Raw genomic sequence first — 18,115 nt, 5'->3', positions numbered from 1 at the left:
CTTGAATCGTGGCAGATCCAGCTAGTTACCGACCCCAAACCGGTGAAATTCCAACCAACCCCGGCGTGTACCGATTCCGGGATCCGCACGGCCGCGTCATTTACGTCGGCAAGGCCAAGAGCCTGCGGTCCCGGCTGAATTCGTACTTCGCCAACCCCGGGGGCCTGCTGCCCAAGACCTACGCCATGGTCCACGCCGCCAGCAGCGTGGAGTGGACCGTCGTCGGGAGCGAACTGGAGTCTCTCCAGCTGGAATACACCTGGATCAAGGAATTCAAGCCACGGTTCAATGTGGTCTTCCGGGACGACAAAACCTACCCGTACCTTGCCGTAACCATGGGGGAGAAGTTCCCGCGGGTCCAGGTGCTCCGCGGAGAGCGACGGAAAGGCACCCGTTACTTTGGCCCGTACACGGCCGGGGCCATCCGCGAAACGATGGACACCCTGCTGCGCGTTTTTCCCGTCCGCAGCTGCAGTCCAGGTGTCCTGAAGCGGGCCCAGGCCAGCGGGCGGCCGTGCCTGCTCGGTTACATCGACAAATGCTCGGCACCGTGTGTTGGCCGGGTGACGCCGGAGGAGCACCGGGCCCTGGCTGAGGACTTCTGTGCGTTCATGGGAGGCGAAGCCAAACGTTTCATCGCACGGCTGGAAAAGGACATGGGCGCGGCGGTTGCCGAGCTCGACTACGAGCGCGCCGCTCGGGTCCGGGACGACATCATCGCCCTGCGGAAAGTCTTCGAACGCAATGCCGTGGTCCTGGCCGAGGACACCGACGCCGATGTGTTCGCCCTGCACGAGGACGAGCTGGAGGCAGCCGTCCAGGTGTTCCATGTCCGGGGCGGCCGCGTCCGGGGCCAGCGCGGCTGGGTGGTGGAAAAGGTCGAGGATTCAACCACTCCGGACCTGGTCGAGCACCTGCTCCAGCAGGTCTACGGCGAGGAGGGCGACACCCAGGGCCGGATGCCACGGGAAGTCCTGGTACCTGAAGAGCCGAGCAACGCTGCCGAACTGACGCAGTGGCTCTCCGGCCTGCGCGGCGCCAAGGTGGACGTCCGGGTTCCGCGTCGCGGGGACAAGGCAGCGCTCATGTCCACCGTCCGGGAAAACGCCGAGCACGCACTGCAACTCCACAAGTCGCGCCGTGCCGGAGACCTGACCAACCGGTCCCTCGCGCTGCAGGAACTCCAGGAAGCCCTGGACCTGCCCGTGGCGCTGCTCCGCATCGAGTGCTTCGACATCTCCCACGTGCAGGGAACGAACGTGGTGGCGTCCATGGTGGTGGTGGAAGACGGTCTTCCCAAGAAGTCCGACTACCGAAAGTTCTCCATCACCGGCGCGGCGGCCGTGGATGACACCGCGGCGATGCACGACGTCCTCACGCGGCGATTCCGGAATTACCTGCAGGAGAAGTCGGCGCAGGCGGAAGCGGCACAGCTGCCCGGGCATCAGGCCGCGCTCGAAGCCATTGCGGTCGCCTCTGTGCAGGACACCACCACGCCGGCACCCCGCGCGAAGTTCGCGTACCCGCCAAACCTGGTGGTGGTTGACGGCGGTAAGCCACAGGTCAACGCCGCGTCGCGCGCCCTGGCGGAACTCGGCATCGAGGACGTCTACGTCGTCGGCCTGGCCAAGCGCCTTGAGGAAGTCTGGCTGCCGGACAGTGATTTCCCGGTGATCCTGCCGCGGACCTCCGAGGGTCTTTACCTTCTCCAGCGCATCCGCGATGAGGCACACCGCTTCGCCATCACTTTCCACCGGCAGAAACGCGGCAAGGCCATGACCGTTTCGGCCCTGGACGGCGTTCCTGGACTGGGCGAGGCCAAGCGCAAGGCCCTGCTGGCGCAGTTCGGCTCCGTCAAGAGCATCCGGACCGCCAGCGCGGCCGAACTGACCACCGCCAAGGGCATCGGACCGTCGCTGGCGGATGCGATCGTCAGCCATTTCGGCAACGGCGGCGCAGCCAACGGTGCGGACGTGCCGGCCATCAATATGACGACCGGCGAAATCATTGAAACTTAGCTAGGGTAAGGACCGGAAGCGGAACGCGCGGTTGCGTCGAATTACACAGCAGGAATGGGGCTTTACTCATGGCAGAGTCAACGGCAGGATCCGAAGCGGAACAGGACGGCATGACGCCCGTCAAACCCGTTGAAGCGGAACTGCTCGTGGTGACGGGGATGTCCGGGGCAGGTCGCAGTACCGCCGCGGATGCCCTCGAAGACCATGGCTGGTACGTCGTTGAGAACCTGCCGCCGCAGATGCTCGGTACTTTGGCCGAACTCGTGTCCCACGCACCGCAGTCCATTCCCAAGCTCGCCGTGGTGGTTGACGTCCGCAGCAAGGCGCTCTTCACGGACATCCGCACGGCGCTGAAAACCCTTGAGGCCAGCGGTGTGATGTTCCGCGTCCTATTCCTGGACGCCAACGACGATGTCCTGGTGCGCCGCTTCGAGCAGGGCCGCAGGCCGCACCCCCTCCAGGAAGGCGGGAGGATCCTCGACGGCATCGCCGCGGAGCGGGAGCTGCTGCATGAACTGCGCGATTCCTCGGATATCGTGCTGGACACCTCCGAGTTCAATGTCCACGCCCTCGCCACGGCCATCACGGAGCTCTTCAGCGAAACCGGTCCCGTGGCCTTGCGGCTTAACGTCATGAGCTTCGGCTTCAAGTACGGGCTGCCGGTGGACGCGAACTTTGTGGTCGATGCCCGCTTCATCCCGAATCCGCACTGGGTTCCGCAGTTGCGCCCGCACACCGGCCTGGACAAGGACGTCAGCGACTACGTCCTCGAAGCAGAAGGGGTCAAGAGCTTCGTGGACCGCTACGTGCTGGCCATCGAGCCTGTGCTGGACGGCTACCGCCGGGAAAACAAGCACTATGCCACCATCGCAGTGGGCTGCACGGGTGGCAAGCACCGTTCGGTGGCCGTCGCCATGGAACTGTCCAAAAAGCTGGCACAGTACCCCCGCGTCACCGTGACCACCACTCATCGGGACCTGGGCCGCGAATAATGGGGCTGCTTACCGGGCCGCTGCCCCTTGTGCCGCCGGCGAGCGGCACCGGCGGCGGGCAGCTGGACAAAGGTCCGTCCGTCGTCGCCCTCGGCGGCGGCCACGGACTGTCAGCTTCGCTGTCCGCCCTGAGACTGCTGACCTCCGAGCTGACCGCCATCGTCACCGTAGCGGACGACGGCGGGTCTTCCGGGCGCCTGCGCGAGGAGTACGGCGTCCTCCCGCCCGGCGACCTCCGGATGGCGCTCACCGCACTGTGTGACGACACCGACTGGGGCCGGACCTGGCGGGACGTCATGCAGCACCGCTTCCAGCCCGGGGCAGGCCGTGGCGGCTCACTCGACGACCACGCCATGGGCAACCTGCTGATCGTCACGCTCTGGGAACTGCTGGGCGACACCGTGGGCGGCCTGAAGTGGGCCGGCGCCCTCCTGGGCGCCCGCGGGCAGGTCCTTCCCATGTCCAGTGAGCCGCTGACCATCGAAGGCGATGTCCGGGTGCCCGGACCGGCCGGCAGCTTTACCTTGGAGACCGTCAGGGGCCAGGCCAAATGCGCTGTGGCGGGCTCGCTGGAGAGCGTCCGGCTCCTGCCGGAGTCGGCCCCGGCCTGCACTGAAGCCCTGACGGCCATCGAGCTGGCGGACTGGGTCATCCTCGGTCCGGGCTCCTGGTACACGTCCGTGCTGCCGCACCTCCTGCTGCCGGAAATGCGCCAGGCGCTGTCGGACACTCCGGCAAAGCGGTGCCTGACCATGAACCTAGCCACGGACACCATGGAAACGTCCGGGATGTCCGCCGCCGACCACCTGCATGTGCTGCGAAACTACGCGCCCGACTTCAGCATCGACGTCGTGCTTGCGGACCCGGTGTCGGTACCGGACGTTGAGGAGTTCAAGCAGGCCGCGGGGATGCTCGGTGCCGAGGTGGTGTTGGGTAAAGTAGGGGCGTCGAGCCGCCGTCCGATCCACGACCCCCTGCGTCTGGCAACGGCGTACCACGATATTTTCGGGAACAGTTAGGAAGGTGCCATGGCACTGACATCATCAGTCAAGGAAGAACTGTCCCGCCTGGACATAAAGAAGTCCTCGGTCCGCAAGGCTGAAGTCTCCGCAATGCTGCGCTTCGCCGGCGGCCTGCACATTATCTCGGGCCGGATTGTCATTGAGGCCGAGGTTGATCTCGCCTCCACGGCGCGCCGGCTGCGTGCCGCCATCGCCGAGGTATACGGCCACCAGAGCGAGATCATCGTGGTCTCCGGCGGCGGTCTCCGCCGCGGCAACCGGTACGTGGTGCGGGTGGTGCGCGACGGTGAGGCCCTGGCCCGCCAGACCGGGCTGCTGGACGCGCGCGGCCGCCCCGTCCGGGGCCTGCCTTCGGCGGTGGTCAACGGCTCCGCCGCAGACGCCGAGGCCGTATGGCGCGGCGCGTTCCTGGCCCACGGGTCCCTGACCGAGCCGGGGAGGTCCTCGGCCATGGAGGTGACCTGCCCCGGTCCTGAATCTGCCCTTGCGCTGGTGGGCGCCGCCCGCCGGCTCGGCATCCAGGCCAAGGCGCGCGAGGTCAGGGGAGTGGACCGGGTGGTCATCCGGGACGGGGACACCATCGCCGCCCTGCTCACGCGGATGGGTGCCCATGACGCGCTGATGGTGTGGGAAGAACGCCGCATGCGCAAAGAGGTGCGCGCTACCGCCAACAGGCTGGCCAACTTCGACGACGCCAACCTGCGCCGCTCTGCCCAGGCCGCGGTTGCCGCCGGGGCCAGGGTGGACCGCGCCCTGGAGATCCTCGGCGATGACGTCCCCGATCACCTCAAATATGCCGGTGAGCTCCGCGTGGCCCACAAGCAGGCAAGCCTTGACGAACTCGGCCGTCTCGCTGATCCGCCCATGACCAAGGACGCCATCGCCGGCAGGATCCGCAGGCTGCTGGCAATGGCGGACAAACGTGCCCTGGACCTGGGGATTCCCGGGACCGAGGCCAATGTGACGCCGGAAATGCTGGACGAGTAACGGCGCCCCTAGAATCGAGTCCGGGTGACGGAAATACCTCGCGGCGTTCGGCGGTTGTGCCCCCTGGGAGCCATGGCCTGCCGGACCCCGCCGGATTCCGTCCCCCACAGATTTCCGGGTGACCTGTCATCCGGATGCACAATCCGAGAGTTACCAAACCGGACAACCTGTCCACGACATTGGAGGATTTTGTGACCGAGTACGTACTGCCTGAACTCAGCTACGACTACGCAGCGCTGGAGCCCCACATCTCCGCACGCATCATGGAGCTGCACCACAGCAAGCACCACGCTGCCTACGTGGCCGGCGCCAACAACGCGCTGGCGCAGCTGGCCGAGGCACGCGAAAAGGGCGACTTCGCCAACATCAACCGCCTTTCGAAGGACCTGGCCTTCCACACCGGCGGCCACGTCAACCACTCCGTGTTCTGGAACAACCTGTCCCCGGACGGCGGCGACAAGCCCGAGGGGGACCTGGCAGCAGCCATCGACGACGCCTTCGGTTCCTTTGACGCATTCCGCGCGCAGTTCAGCGCCGCAGCCCTCGGCCTGCAAGGCTCCGGCTGGGGCTTCCTGGCCTACGAGCCCATCGGCGGAAACCTGGTCATCGAGCAGCTTTACGATCAGCAGGGCAACGTGGCGCTCGGCACCACCCCGCTGCTGATGCTCGACATGTGGGAGCACGCCTTCTACCTGGACTACGTCAACGTCAAGGCCGACTACGTCAAGGCTTTCTGGAACATCGTGAACTGGGCCGACGTCGCCAAGCGCTTCGAAGGTGCCCGCAAGAACGCAACGGGCCTCATTACCCTGTAATGCGGTTCAGGTGTGATGTGGAAGACATCCACATGTAACAAAGTTCACATTTGGGCCGTTTCGGGCCGAATCGTGGACGGTCCGCCCCCGCACTTGCGGGGGCGGACCTTCTTAAACGTAAGATGGATCACGGAAGGCGGTTAGCCTTCAGCAATGTGGCTGGTCGCCCTCCGATCTGGTAATCATCTCTGCCCAATGGCGTGCGGGATCTGTTAGTTGGCTTGAACGCCCGCTTAACTAGTTGTGCTTCTACAAGCACCAAGGAGACTAAAAAAGTGACGACCCGTATTGGTATCAACGGCTTTGGCCGCATTGGCCGCAATTACTTCCGCGCTGCACTCGCACAGGGTGCGGACCTTGAAATCGTTGCTGTCAACGATCTCACCAGCCCCGAAGCGCTGGCCCACTTGCTCAAGTACGACTCCGTCGGCGGCCGCCTGAAGGAAACCGTCGAGGTCAAGGACGGCAACATCGTTGTCAACGGCAACGTCATCAAGGTCCTGGCCGAGCGCGATCCCGCAAACCTCCCGTGGGGCGAGCTCGGTGTTGACATCGTCATCGAGTCCACCGGCTTCTTCACGAAGGCTGCCGCAGCGCAGAAGCACATCGACGCCGGCGCCAAGAAGGTCCTGATCTCCGCCCCCGCCTCCGACGAGGACATCACCATCGTGATGGGCGTGAACCACGAGCTGTACGACTCCGCAGCCCACAACATCATCTCCAACGCCTCCTGCACCACGAACTGCCTCGGCCCCCTGGCCAAGGTCATCAACGACGAGTTCGGCATCGAACGCGGCCTGATGACCACGATTCACGCCTACACGGCCGACCAGAACCTGCAGGACGGCCCGCACAACGACCTCCGCCGCGCCCGCGCCGCCGCCATCAACATGGTCCCCACCTCCACCGGTGCGGCCAAGGCCATCGGCCTGGTGCTCCCGGAGCTCAAGGGCAAGCTGGACGGCTACGCCATCCGCGTACCGGTCCCCACCGGCTCCGCAACCGACCTTACGGTCACCGTTTCGCGCGAGACCACGGTTGAGGAAGTCAACGCGGCCCTGAAGAAGGCGTCTGAGTCCGAAGCACTCCAGGGCTTCCTGACCTACACGGATGAGCCGATCGTCTCCTCGGACATCGTCGGCGACCCCGCTTCCTCCATCTTCGACTCAGGTCTGACCAAGGTCATTGGCAACCAGGTCAAGGTTGTTTCCTGGTATGACAACGAATGGGGCTACTCGAACCGGCTCGTCGACCTCACGGAGCTCGTCGCATCCAAGCTGGGCTAGGGTTAGACACATGACATTCCACACCCTCAACGAACTGATCGCTGATGGTGTCCGCGGGCGGTACATTCTGGTTAGAAGTGACCTGAATGTGCCGCTCGACGGCTCTGAAGTGACTGACGACGGCCGCATCAAGGCCTCCCTGCCAGTACTGACGAAGCTCACGGACGCCGGTGCCCGCGTGCTGGTCACAGCCCACCTCGGACGCCCCAAGGGCGCCCCGGAGGAAAAATACTCCCTCAAGCCAGCCGCGACGCGGCTGGCCGAACTGGCCTCCTTCAAGGTCACCCTTGCCGGGGACACCGTCGGAGCCTCGGCAAAGGAGCTTGCCGCGTCGCTGCAGGACGGCGAAGCACTGGTCCTTGAAAACGTCCGGTTCGATGCCCGTGAGACCAGCAAGGATGACGCCGAGCGCGGCGCCTTCGCGGATGAACTGGTTGCGCTGACCGGAGACAACGGCGCCTACGTGGATGACGCCTTTGGCGCCGTCCACCGCAAGCACGCCAGCGTGTACGACGTCGCCACCCGGCTGCCGTCGTACCAGGGCGACCTCGTGCACACGGAGGTCGAGGTGCTGCGCAAGCTCACCACCGACACCCAGCGGCCCTACGTTGTGGTCCTCGGCGGCTCCAAGGTCTCGGACAAGCTTGCGGTCATCGACAACCTGATCGGTAAGGCCGATACGATCCTGGTCGGCGGCGGCATGCTGTTCACCTTCCTCGCAGCGGCCGGCCACAAGGTGGCAGGCAGCCTGCTGGAAGAAGACCAGATCCCCGTGGTACAGGACTACCTGAAGCGGGCGGCCGACGCCGGCACCGAGTTCATCGTGCCCACCGACGTTGAAGTGGCGGGCAAGTTCGCCGCGGACGCAGACCACGAGACCGTCCCCGCTGACGGCATCGAAGGCAGCAGTTTCGGTGCCCAGGGCATCGGGCTGGATATCGGGCCCGACTCGGCCGCCGCGTTCGCCAGCCGGATCAAGGGCGCCAAGACGGTGTTCTGGAACGGCCCCATGGGCGTCTTCGAATTCGAAGCCTTTGCCGGCGGCACCCGTGCCATCGCCCAGGCTCTCACGGAAGCGGATGCCTTCACGGTGGTTGGCGGCGGCGACTCCGCAGCTGCTGTCCGCACCTTGGGCTTCGCCGACGACCAGTTCGGTCACATCTCCACGGGTGGCGGCGCCAGCCTGGAGTACCTCGAAGGCAAGGAACTGCCGGGCCTCAGCGTCCTGGACCGCTAGATCCTCCAGCCGGCAGGGCGCCCTACCGAAAATCTCGGGCGCCCTGCCGGCTGTTCACATGACAAGCACTTTTTGGAGAACACGTGACAACGTCAACGAATGGCAAGTTCGACCGCACGCCCCTCATTGCCGGCAACTGGAAGATGAACATGGACCACGTCCAGGGCATCACGCTGCTGCAGAAACTGGCCTGGACCCTGTCCGATGCCAAGCACGATTACAGCCGCGTTGAAGTTGCTGTTTTCCCCCCGTTCACCGACCTTCGCGGCGTCCAGACCCTGGTCCAGGGCGATGAGCTGGAAGTTGTGTACGGTGGCCAGGACCTGTCGCAGTTCGATTCCGGCGCCTACACCGGTGACATCTCGGGCCAGTTCCTGAACAAGCTGGGCTGCAAGTACGTCCTGGTGGGCCACAGCGAACGCCGCACCATCCACAACGAGTCGGACGACGTCCTCAACGCCAAGGTCAAGGCCGCCTACCGCCACGGGGTCACGCCGGTGCTTTGCGTCGGCGAGGGCCTCGAGATCCGGCAGGCCGGCACGCACGTCCAGCACACGCTGGACCAGCTGCGCGCCGACGTCGAGGGCCTCGGGGCCGAAGAAGCAGCCGCCCTTGTGGTTGCCTACGAACCCGTCTGGGCCATCGGCACCGGCGAGGTGGCAGGCCCGGAGGACGCGCAGGAAATGTGCGCAGCCATCCGCGCTGAACTGACCACCCTGTTCGGCGACGAAGTTGCTGCGAAGGTCCGCCTGCTGTACGGCGGTTCGGTCAAGGCCAACAACGTAGCGGCCATCCTGGACGAACGCGACGTTGACGGCGTGTTGGTTGGCGGGGCCAGCCTCGATCCCGCTGAGTTTGCTAATATTGTCAGGTTCGAGAGTCACCTGCTGACGGATTAGTCCGGACACAGGCTTGACCTCCGCAATCATCAACTTCTGAAAGGCCGTCGTGGACGTTCTTCATGTCATTCTGCAGATCCTCCTGGGCATCACCAGCCTCCTGCTGACGCTGCTCATCCTGCTCCACAAGGGACGGGGCGGCGGTCTGTCGGACATGTTCGGCGGCGGCATGAGCTCGGGCCTCAGCTCGTCAGGTGTGGCGGAACGGAACCTAAACAGGTTCACGGTTATCCTCGGCATCACATGGGGTGTAGTTATCATCGCCCTCGGCCTGCTGATGCGCTTTTCCTCGGGCGGGGACTCCTAGCAGTTTCTGCCGGAAACACACCGGGCCCGGAATTTTCCGGGAATTTACACGACCGGTACTAACGGCCCTGCCGCCGTCGGGAACTCCGAACTAAACTGTGGCTGTTGCCTGCAACAGTCCGTCAGTCGAGTAGCCAGGAGTTCCCGATGGTGCATGCTACTTCAGGGTTTCGGGGAACCCGCGTGGGTGTAACAGAGGGGTCAGCCCCCAAAATCCAGCCAAATGATTTTGTCGGCGAGCGGTTGCCGCGTATTCGTGTTTCCTATTGGTGCGCCAAGGGACACGAGACGCGGCCTGTTTTCATTAAGCTCCCGGAAGACCAGATCCCGGTCGTGTGGGACTGCCGCCGCTGCGGTGGTACCGCCACGCGGGACGAGTCCCCGGCGGAGCTTCCACACCATCCCGACGAGGGCTACAAGAGCCACCTTGAGTACGTTAAAGAACGACGCTCCAGCCAGGACGCCGAAGACGTACTGGCTGGAGCGCTGGAACGGCTAAGAGCCCGCGGGACCTTTTCGGACTAGCTGCTCGGGAACCCGTGAAGCGGCGTTCTCGTCGATGAGCCACAGGGTCCGTGAGCGTCCGGTGGGTCCTGCCGCCGGGACCTGAACGGGGTTTGCGCCCGCCAGGGCCAGTCCGACGGCACCGGCCTTGTCCTCGCCTGCAACAACCATCCAGACTTCACTGGCGGTGTTGATCGCGGGCAGGGTGAGGGAAATCCGTTCCGGGGGCGGCTTGGGCGAATTCCGGACACCCACAACAGTGAGCTCCTTCTCGCGGATGCCCGCCTGCTCGGGGAACAGCGAGGCCACATGGGCATCCGGGCCCACACCGAGCAGAACCACATCGAACCTGGGAAGCGTGCCCGGGCTCTCCGGACGGTCATCGGACATGTCGGCCGCGTGCTCCGCGGCTGCCGCCTCGGCCAGGCGGCGCGCGTAGTCAGCCGCAGCCTCCTCCGGGCTGTCGAAGTCGTCCGTGGACCCCGGCTGGTGCACCCGTTCCGGCTCCACCGGAATACGGGACAGCAGCGCCTCGTGGGCCTGGAGGGTGTTGCGGTCGTTGTCGCTGCTGCCAACGAAGCGCTCGTCGCCCCACCAGAAGTTGACCTTCGACCAGTTCACGGCCGGCGCCGCCGCGGAGTCAGCAACCGCCTTGAGGGTTCCGATGCCCACAGTGCCGCCCGTGAGCACCACTGTCGCCTCACCGTGTTTGTCCTGGACATCCACGAGTTTGGTGATGAGCCGCGCCGCAATGGCCGCCATCAGGACGGATGAGTCAGGGTGGATGCTTACTCGGGGATCAGCGCTCACTGGGACGGACACTCCTTAGATTTGTACGGGGCAGTCCAATAGTAATCACTTCACCGAAGACTTCGTCCGGGTCGAGCCGGCGGAGTTCTTCGGCGAGGCAGTCGCGGAGGCTGCGGCGCGGCAGCGAGATGCGCTGCGCCGGCTGTCCGGGCTGGGTCAGTTCGGCCACGGACAGTCCCGGGCGGAACAGCTGGACGTCGCCGCTGGCACGGCTCAGCCGGACGCGGCGGATGCCGGTGCCGGCCGGGTCGGCCACGATGGTGACGGGGGCGTCCAGGGACAGGGTCAGCCATGCTGCCAGGAGCAGGGTGCTGGGGGAGTCCGAGGCGCCTTCCACGGCTACTGCCGTGACGGGCGAGGAATCGACCTGGTCCAGGACCGCGGCCAGCTGGATCCGCCAGTTGGTCAGACGGGTCCAGGCGAGGTCGGTGTCGCCGGCCTTGTAGGTGTTGCGGATGTTGTCCAGGGCCCGCTGCGGGTCCTCCTCGTTGGCCGAGTCGGTGATCCGGCGGTGGGCGATCCGGCCGATGGAGGTCTCGCAGGCACTCTTGGGCGCCCCGTGCGGCCACCAGGCCACGATCGGCGCGTCGGGGAGCAGCAGCGCGGCGACCAGGGATTCGCTTTCCTCGGCCAGTTCCCCGTAGCCGCGGAGCACAATGACCTCGGACGCGCCGGCGTCGCCGCCCACTCGGATCTGGGCGTCGAGCCGGGTCGGGGCCTTGGCACCGGCGTCGGCCAGGACAATGATCCGGCAGGGGTGTTCCCGGCTGGCTTCGTTGGCCGCTTCGATGGCCTCCTCTTCCAGCCCGGACTTGGTGACCACCACAAGGGTCAGCACTCGGCCCAGGGCGATCACGCCGCCCTGCTCGCGCAGGGACATGATCTTCTTGGATATTTTCGAGGTGGTTGTGTCGGGAAGATCTACGATCATGGCCTTCTCCAGGTTCGTCCGTCGCGGGCAAGGAGCTCGTCGGCGGAGGCGGGGCCCCAGCTTCCGGGCGCGTAGGGCTCCGGCTGTTCACCGAGGCTTGCCCAGTAGTCTTCAAAGGGGTCCAGGATCTTCCAGGACAGTTCCACTTCGGCGTGCCGGGGGAACAGCGGCGGTTCGCCCAGCAGCACGTCCAGGATGAGCCGTTCGTAGGCTTCCGGGCTCGACTCGGTGAACGAGTGCCCGTAGCCAAAGTCCATGGTCACGTCGCGGACTTCCATTTGCGTTCCCGGGACCTTCGAGCCGAACCGGATCGTGGCGCCCTCATCAGGCTGGACCCGGATCACCACGGCGTTCTGGCCGAAGTCGTCGTCGGCGTGATCCCGGAACAAAAGGTTGGGCGCGCGCTTGAAGACCACGGCGATTTCCGTCACGCGGCGGCCCAGGCGCTTGCCGGCCCGGAGGTAGAACGGCACACCGGCCCAGCGCCGGGTGTGGATGTCCACCCGGATGGCCGCGTAGGTCTCCGTGGTCGAATGAGCCGGAATGCCCTCTTCCGCCAGGTATCCCTGCACTTCCTCGCCGCCCTGCCAGCCGCCGGCGAATTGCCCGCGGGCCGAATGCGTGGACAGGTCATCGGGGAGCTTGACCGCAGCCAGGACCTTTTCCTTTTCCGCGCGGAGGTCGTCCGCGTTGAAGGAAATGGGTTCCTCCATGGCCGTGAGGGCCAGGAGCTGGAGCAGATGGTTCTGGATGACGTCCCGGGCCGCGCCCACACCGTCGTAGTAGCCTGCCCGGCCGCCGGTGCCGATGTCCTCGGCCATGGTGATCTGGACGTGGTCCACATAGTTCGCGTTCCACAGCGGCTCGAACAGCTGGTTGGCGAAGCGCAGCGCCAGGATGTTCTGGACCGTTTCCTTGCCCAGGTAGTGGTCGATCCGGAACACGGCGTCCGGCGGGAAGACCGACTCCACGATGTCGTTAAGCTGGCGGGCCGATTCGAGGTCGTGCCCGAACGGCTTCTCGATGACCACACGCCGCCACTTGTCACCCTCGGCCTGTGCCAGGCCGTGCTTGGACAGCTGCCGGCAGACCTGTTCGAACGCCTTCGGCGGAATCGACAGGTAGAACGCGTGGTTGCCGCGCGTTCCGCGGTGGGCGTCGAGTTCATCGATCGTGTCGCCGAGCCGCTCGAACGCGTCGTCGTCGTCGAATTCTCCCTGGACAAAGCGGATACCTTCGGACAGCTGGTTCCAGACTGCCTCGTCGAACGGGGTACGGGCGTACGCCTGGACCGATGACTTGACTTCGGCGGCGAAGTCCTCGTTATCCCACTGCCGCCGGCCGAAGCCCACCAGGGCAAAGCTCGGCGGCAGCAGGCCACGGTTGGCCAGGTCATACACGGCAGGCATGAGCTTCTTGCGGGCAAGGTCGCCGGTCACCCCGAAGAGGACCAGCGAGGAGGGGCCGGCAATGCGGTTCAGCCGGCGGTCCCGCGGGTCCCTCAACGGGTTGCGGCCCCGCCCTGCTGACTTCCTGCTGCCGTTTTCAGTTTCTGGCATGGTTGCTTCGGTGCCTTAGCTTTCAGTGTGGGATGCTGCCTGGCCGGCAAGCGCTGAAATGATGTCCTGCAGCTGCTTGACGCCGGCGGCGCGGTCCGTGAGGTGCAGGCGGAGGACCGGACGTCCGTGTTCGCTGAGGACCTGGGCGTCGCCGGTGGCCTGTGCCGAGATCAGCTCACCGAACGTGAACGGACGCTCCGGGATGGACAGGTCCGTGGCGGATGATGCCGTCACCTGCAGGAACACGCCGATAGCGGGTCCGCCCTTGTGGAACTGGCCGGTGGAGTGGAGGAAGCGCGGGCCCCAGCCAAACGTCACCGGGCGTCCGCTGACGGCGGCGAGCTGGTCGCGGACGTCTTCGAACGGGGCGTACGCCAGGCGGTCGAAGTAGGCCTGGACACTGAGGTAGCTGTCGTCAGCGAGCTGCGAGAGCAGGGCGGACACGGCGGCAGAGGCCGTGGCGGCATCTCCCAGCCAGTCGCCGCCTCGGACCTCGATGGCGCCGTCGACGAAGTTGGCGGGGGTCGGTTCCGGCTGTGCGTCCAGCAGGCCGCGGGCGGCCACCTTGGCGGCCTCGACGTCGGGCTGGTCATAGGGGTTGATACCCAGCAGCCGGCCGGCCACTACCGTCGCGAATTCCCACACCATCATCTGCGTGGCCAGGCCGCCGGCAATGGCGACCTCGTTCTCGCCGAGCTTCACGTCGTCGGCGTCGGCCGCTACCAGCCGCACGACTAGGACGTCCGCTGCACCGGAGGTGACCTCCGGTGCGGACGGACCGGCCACGACCGGTAGTACTCCGGTGCCCAGCTTGCCGGTGGATTCGGCGATGAGCTGCTCGGCCCAGTCGGCGAAGCCGACGATGCCAGACCCGTCCTCCGCGATGACGATCTTGTTGCGTAGCGGGTTGGTGCCGCCCAGGGCCGTGCCAAGGGCAAGGCCGATGTTTTCAGGGGCGTCCTCGTTGAGGACCTCGGCTGCTTCCTCGGCCTCATCCAGGAAAGCCTGAATGTCCACACCGGCCAGCCCGCAGGGGACCAGGCCGAAGGCGGTCAGCGCCGAGAATCGGCCGCCGACGTTGGGGTCGGCGTTGAACACGGCGCGGTAGCCGGCCTCCCGGGAAGCCTTGTCCAACGGCGAACCCGGGTCGGTGACGATAATGATGCGGCTTTTCGCATCCACGCCGGCATCGGTGAAAGCCTGCTCGAAGATCCGGCGCTGCGAATCGGTTTCCACGGTGGAGCCGGACTTGGACGACACAACGATTGCCGTCTCGGCCAGGCGGTCCATCAGTGCGGCACCGACCTGTTCAGGGTCGGTGCTGTCAAGCACAGTCAGCTCGACGCCAGCGGTGCCAGCAATGACTTCAGGCGCCAGAGAGGAGCCGCCCATCCCGCAGAGGACGATGCGCGTAACGCCTTCGGCCTTCAGCGCATCGCGGAGTTCCAGGATGTCGCCAACCAGGGGCTGGGAGACGGTGGCCGCCTCGACCCAGCCCAGCCGGATAGCGGATTCCTGCTCGGCGTCCGGACCCCACAGGGTATGGTCCTTCGCGAAGATCCGGGTGGCAAACCGGTCTTCCAGCAGGGCGGGGAGGTGCTGCTCAAGTGCCTGGCGGGCTGCGCCGGTGGCGTCGTAGCTGAGTGTGCTCATGATGGGTTAGGAAGCCTTCCGTGCAGAGGCCAGGGCGCCTTCGACGTCGCCCAGCAGTTCCTTCCAGCTGGCCACGAACTTGTCCAGGCCCTCGGACTCAAGCAGGGCCACGACGTCGTTGTAGGAAACGCCGAGCGCCTCCAGGGCGTCGAGGGTCGCGTTCGCGTCGGCGTAGGTGCCGGTGACGGTGTCGCCGGTGACGGTGCCGTGGTCGAAGGTGGCGTCGAGGGTCTTTTCCGGCATGGTGTTGACCACGCCGGGGGCGGCGAGCTCGGTGACGTAGAGGGTGTCGGGGTAGGCCGGGTCCTTCACGCCGGTGGAGGCCCACAGCGGGCGCTGCGGCAGGGCGCCGGCTTCGGCGAGCAGTGCCCAGCGTTCGGTGGAGAAGAGCTCCTCGTAGACCTGGTAGGCCAGGCGGGCGTTGGCCAGGCCGGCCTTGCCCTTGAGGGCCTTGGCTTCGTCGGTGCCGATGGCGTCGAGGCGCTTGTCGATTTCGGCATCCACGCGGGAGACGAAGAAGGACGCGACGGAGTGGATCTTGGACAGATCGTGGCCGTTGCCCTTGGCCTGTTCCAGGCCGGACTGGAAGGCGTTGATCACGGCGCGGTAGCGTTCCAGCGAGAAGATCAGGGTCACGTTGACGCTGATGCCCTCGGCCAGGGTGGCCGTGATGGCTTCGAGGCCTTCCAGGGTTGCCGGGATTTTGATCAGGACGTTGTCCTTGGCGACCTTCTTGTACAGGTGCTTGGCTTCGGCGATGGTGCCGGCGGTGTCCCAGGCGAGGCGGGGGTCCACCTCGATGGAAACGCGGCCGTCGACACCCTTGGTTGCCGCGGCGACGGGGGCGAACAGGTCGCAGGCGTCGGCCACGTCGGTGGTGGTGATTTCGAAGACGGTCTCTTCAACGGTGGCGCCGGCTGCTGCCTGGGCTGCGATGACAGTGTCGTAGTCGTGGCCGGTGGTGATGGCGGCGTGGAAGATGGACGGGTTGGTGGTGACACCAACGACGTTCTTCTCTTCGATGAGCTTGGCCAGCGTGCCGGTGTCGAGGCGGCCGCGGGAAAGGTCATCGAGCCAGATCGAGACGCCGGCGTCGGAGAGCTGCTGTGTGGGGGTAGTCATTTTTTGTATCTCCTGGATCGGGTTCAGGCCTGCAGGCCAGCGAGGGAGTCCTTGGCGGCGGCGGCGACAGCCTCCGCGGTGATGCCGAACTCCTGGAAAAGGCGCTTGTAGTCGGCGGAAGCGCCGTAGTGCTCGAGGCTGATGGAACGGCCGGCGTCGCCGACGAATTCGCGCCAGCCCAGGGCGAGCCCGGCTTCGACGGATACCCGGGCCTTGACGGCGGCGGGGAGCACGGACTCGCGGTAGGCGGCGTCCTGCTTGTTGAACCACTCCACGCACGGCATGGAGACGACGCGGGCGGGGATGCCTTCGGCCTGGAGGGCTTCGCGGGCCTGGACGGCCAGCTGGACCTCGGAGCCGGTGCCGATCAGGATGACGTCGGCCGGAACGGTAGCACCGTCCTTGGACGCTTCGGCCAGGACGTAACCGCCCTTCGCGACGCCGGCAACGGAACCGAAGGTGTCGCCGTCGGCTTCGCCTTCACCGCGGGCGTAGGTGGGGATGTTCTGGCGGGTCAGGACGATGCCGGCCGGGTTTTCGTGGTTCTCCAGCATGGTCTTCCATGCCGCAGCGACCTCGTTCGCGTCGCCGGGGCGGACCACGTCCAGGCCCACGATGGCGCGCAGGGAGGCCAGCTGTTCCACCGGCTGGTGGGTGGGGCCGTCTTCGCCCAGGCCGATGGAGTCGTGCGTCCACACGTACAGCGACGGGACACCCATCAGGGCGCCGAGCCGGATCGCCGGACGCTGGTAGTCCGAGAAGATCAGGAACGTGCCGGAGAACGCCCGGGTGTTCCCGTGCAGGGCGATGCCGTTCACGATCGAGGCCGCGGCGTGCTCACGGATGCCGAAGTGCAGCACCCGGCCGTAGGGGTTGCCCTTCCACGCCTCGGTGGAGCGGGACGCCGGGATGAACGACGGGGAACCTTCGATGGTGGTGTTGTTGGACTCGGCGAGGTCGGCTGAACCGCCCCAGAGTTCGGGCATGACCGGGCCGATCGCGTTCAGGACCTTGCCCGATGCGGCGCGGGTGGAGACGTCCTTGCCGGCCGGGAAGACCGGCAGGGCCGCGTCCAGGCCCTCGGGCAGTTCGCGTGCTTCGACGCGCTGGAGCAGTTCAGCGGCCTCCGGGTTCGCTGCCTGCCAGGCGTTGAAGGACTCTTCCCATTCCTTGCGGGCCGCGGCACCGCGGTCGACCACGGAGCGGGCGTGCGCCAGGACTTCCTGGTCAACGTCGAAGGACTTCGCCGGGTCGAAGCCGAGCACGCTCTTCAGGGCTGCGACTTCCTCGGAGCCTAGGGCCGAGCCGTGGATCTTGCCGGTGTTCTGCTTCTTCGGCGCCGGGTAGCCGATGATGGTCCGCAGCGAAATGATGGACGGCTTGGACGTCTCGGCCTTCGCGGCAACCAGCGCGGAGTACAGTTCCTGCACGTCTTCGACGTACTCACCGGTCTTGGTCCAGTCCACGCGCTGGGTGTGCCAGCCGTAGGCCTCGTAGCGCTTGAGGACATCCTCGGTGAAGGAGATGTCGGTGTCGTCTTCGATGCTGATGTGGTTCTCGTCGTAGATCACTACGAGGTTGCCCAGTTCCTGGTGGCCGGCCAGCGAGGAAGCCTCAGCCGTGACGCCTTCCTGCAGGTCGCCGTCGGAGGCGATGACCCAGATGGTGTGGTCGAACGGGGACGCGCCGGCGGGAGCATCGGCGTCGAACAGGCCGCGTTGGCGGCGCTGGGAGTAGGCGAACCCGACCGAGGACGCCAGGCCCTGGCCCAGCGGGCCGGTGGTGATTTCCACACCGGCGGTGTGCTTGTATTCCGGGTGCCCCGGAGTCAGCGAACCCCAGGTCCGCAGTGCCTCAAGGTCCTTCAGTTCCAGGCCGTAGCCGGAGAGGAACAGCTGGATGTACAGCGTCAGGGACGTGTGGCCGGGGGAGAGGACGAACCGGTCACGGCCGATCCAGTCCGGGTTCCGCGCG

General features: G+C 66.0%; 16 protein-coding genes. 10 read left to right on the top strand and 6 right to left on the bottom strand.

Annotated elements, in window-relative coordinates:
• The first annotated feature begins 8 nt into the window (after positions 1-8).
• The 10 genes from uvrC (at position 9) to J7I79_RS05400 (ending at position 10,087) form a co-directional block, all read left to right on the top strand.
• Positions 9-2,018, top strand: a complete 2,010-nt coding sequence (gene uvrC, locus J7I79_RS05445) for an excinuclease ABC subunit UvrC (protein ID WP_214951176.1) — start codon at positions 9-11, stop codon at positions 2,016-2,018.
• Positions 2,019-2,086: 68 nt separating this feature from the next.
• Positions 2,087-3,010, top strand: coding sequence for an RNase adapter RapZ (gene rapZ, locus J7I79_RS05440; protein ID WP_104174181.1), 924 nt, complete (start codon positions 2,087-2,089; stop codon positions 3,008-3,010).
• On the top strand, positions 3,010-4,029 hold the full coding sequence (gene yvcK, locus J7I79_RS05435) for a uridine diphosphate-N-acetylglucosamine-binding protein YvcK (protein ID WP_214951174.1): 1,020 nt from the start codon (positions 3,010-3,012) through the stop codon (positions 4,027-4,029). Before rapZ ends, yvcK begins: the two co-directional genes overlap by 1 nt.
• Before the next feature lie 9 nt (positions 4,030-4,038).
• Entirely contained in the window at positions 4,039-5,019 is a 981-nt protein-coding gene (whiA, locus tag J7I79_RS05430) for a DNA-binding protein WhiA (protein WP_011691931.1), read from the top strand.
• Positions 5,020-5,210: 191 nt separating this feature from the next.
• Positions 5,211-5,834 (top strand): superoxide dismutase, encoded by a 624-nt coding sequence (locus J7I79_RS05425; RefSeq protein ID WP_214951173.1) that lies wholly within the window; start codon positions 5,211-5,213, stop codon positions 5,832-5,834.
• Positions 5,835-6,109: 275 nt separating this feature from the next.
• Positions 6,110-7,120, top strand: a complete 1,011-nt coding sequence (gene gap, locus J7I79_RS05420) for a type I glyceraldehyde-3-phosphate dehydrogenase (RefSeq protein WP_104174184.1) — start codon at positions 6,110-6,112, stop codon at positions 7,118-7,120.
• A 10-nt stretch (positions 7,121-7,130) separates the two neighbouring features.
• Positions 7,131-8,357, top strand: coding sequence for a phosphoglycerate kinase (locus J7I79_RS05415; RefSeq protein ID WP_214951171.1), 1,227 nt, complete (start codon positions 7,131-7,133; stop codon positions 8,355-8,357).
• A gap of 83 nt (positions 8,358-8,440) precedes the next feature.
• Positions 8,441-9,256 (top strand): triose-phosphate isomerase, encoded by an 816-nt coding sequence (tpiA, locus tag J7I79_RS05410; RefSeq protein WP_214951169.1) that lies wholly within the window; start codon positions 8,441-8,443, stop codon positions 9,254-9,256.
• Between the two features lie 49 nt (positions 9,257-9,305).
• On the top strand, positions 9,306-9,563 hold the full coding sequence (gene secG / locus J7I79_RS05405) for a preprotein translocase subunit SecG (protein ID WP_104174187.1): 258 nt from the start codon (positions 9,306-9,308) through the stop codon (positions 9,561-9,563).
• A gap of 146 nt (positions 9,564-9,709) precedes the next feature.
• On the top strand, positions 9,710-10,087 hold the full coding sequence (locus tag J7I79_RS05400) for an RNA polymerase-binding protein RbpA (protein ID WP_104174188.1): 378 nt from the start codon (positions 9,710-9,712) through the stop codon (positions 10,085-10,087).
• On the opposite strand, the gene pgl is transcribed toward J7I79_RS05400, so the two are convergent.
• The 6 genes from pgl to tkt all read right to left on the bottom strand — a co-directional run.
• Positions 10,058-10,876 carry a 6-phosphogluconolactonase gene (pgl, locus tag J7I79_RS05395; protein WP_214951167.1) on the bottom strand — a complete coding sequence of 273 codons (819 nt, stop codon included), beginning with the start codon at positions 10,874-10,876 and terminating at the stop codon, positions 10,058-10,060. The genes J7I79_RS05400 and pgl overlap by 30 nt on opposite strands.
• Positions 10,866-11,807 (bottom strand): glucose-6-phosphate dehydrogenase assembly protein OpcA, encoded by a 942-nt coding sequence (locus J7I79_RS05390; RefSeq protein WP_137322710.1) that lies wholly within the window; start codon positions 11,805-11,807, stop codon positions 10,866-10,868. Before J7I79_RS05390 ends, pgl begins: the two co-directional genes overlap by 11 nt.
• Positions 11,804-13,366: a glucose-6-phosphate dehydrogenase gene (zwf, locus tag J7I79_RS05385; RefSeq protein ID WP_214951165.1), complete on the bottom strand. Its 1,563-nt coding sequence runs from the start codon at positions 13,364-13,366 to the stop codon at positions 11,804-11,806. The genes J7I79_RS05390 and zwf overlap by 4 nt, the downstream gene beginning before the upstream one ends.
• A 15-nt stretch (positions 13,367-13,381) precedes the next feature.
• On the bottom strand, positions 13,382-15,019 hold the full coding sequence (locus J7I79_RS05380; protein WP_214951163.1) for a glucose-6-phosphate isomerase: 1,638 nt from the start codon (positions 15,017-15,019) through the stop codon (positions 13,382-13,384).
• A gap of 6 nt (positions 15,020-15,025) precedes the next feature.
• On the bottom strand, positions 15,026-16,141 hold the full coding sequence (tal, locus tag J7I79_RS05375) for a transaldolase (protein ID WP_214951160.1): 1,116 nt from the start codon (positions 16,139-16,141) through the stop codon (positions 15,026-15,028).
• Between the two features lie 23 nt (positions 16,142-16,164).
• A partial coding sequence (gene tkt, locus J7I79_RS05370) for a transketolase (protein WP_214951159.1) occupies positions 16,165-18,115 on the bottom strand: 1,951 nt, incomplete at its 5' end.

The sequence above is a fragment of the Arthrobacter sp. ISL-69 genome (assembly GCF_018613775.1).
Taxonomy (GTDB): domain Bacteria; phylum Actinomycetota; class Actinomycetes; order Actinomycetales; family Micrococcaceae; genus Arthrobacter.
The sequence above is the reverse complement of the archived record's forward strand: the minus strand, read 5'-3'. Positions and strand labels throughout refer to the sequence as shown.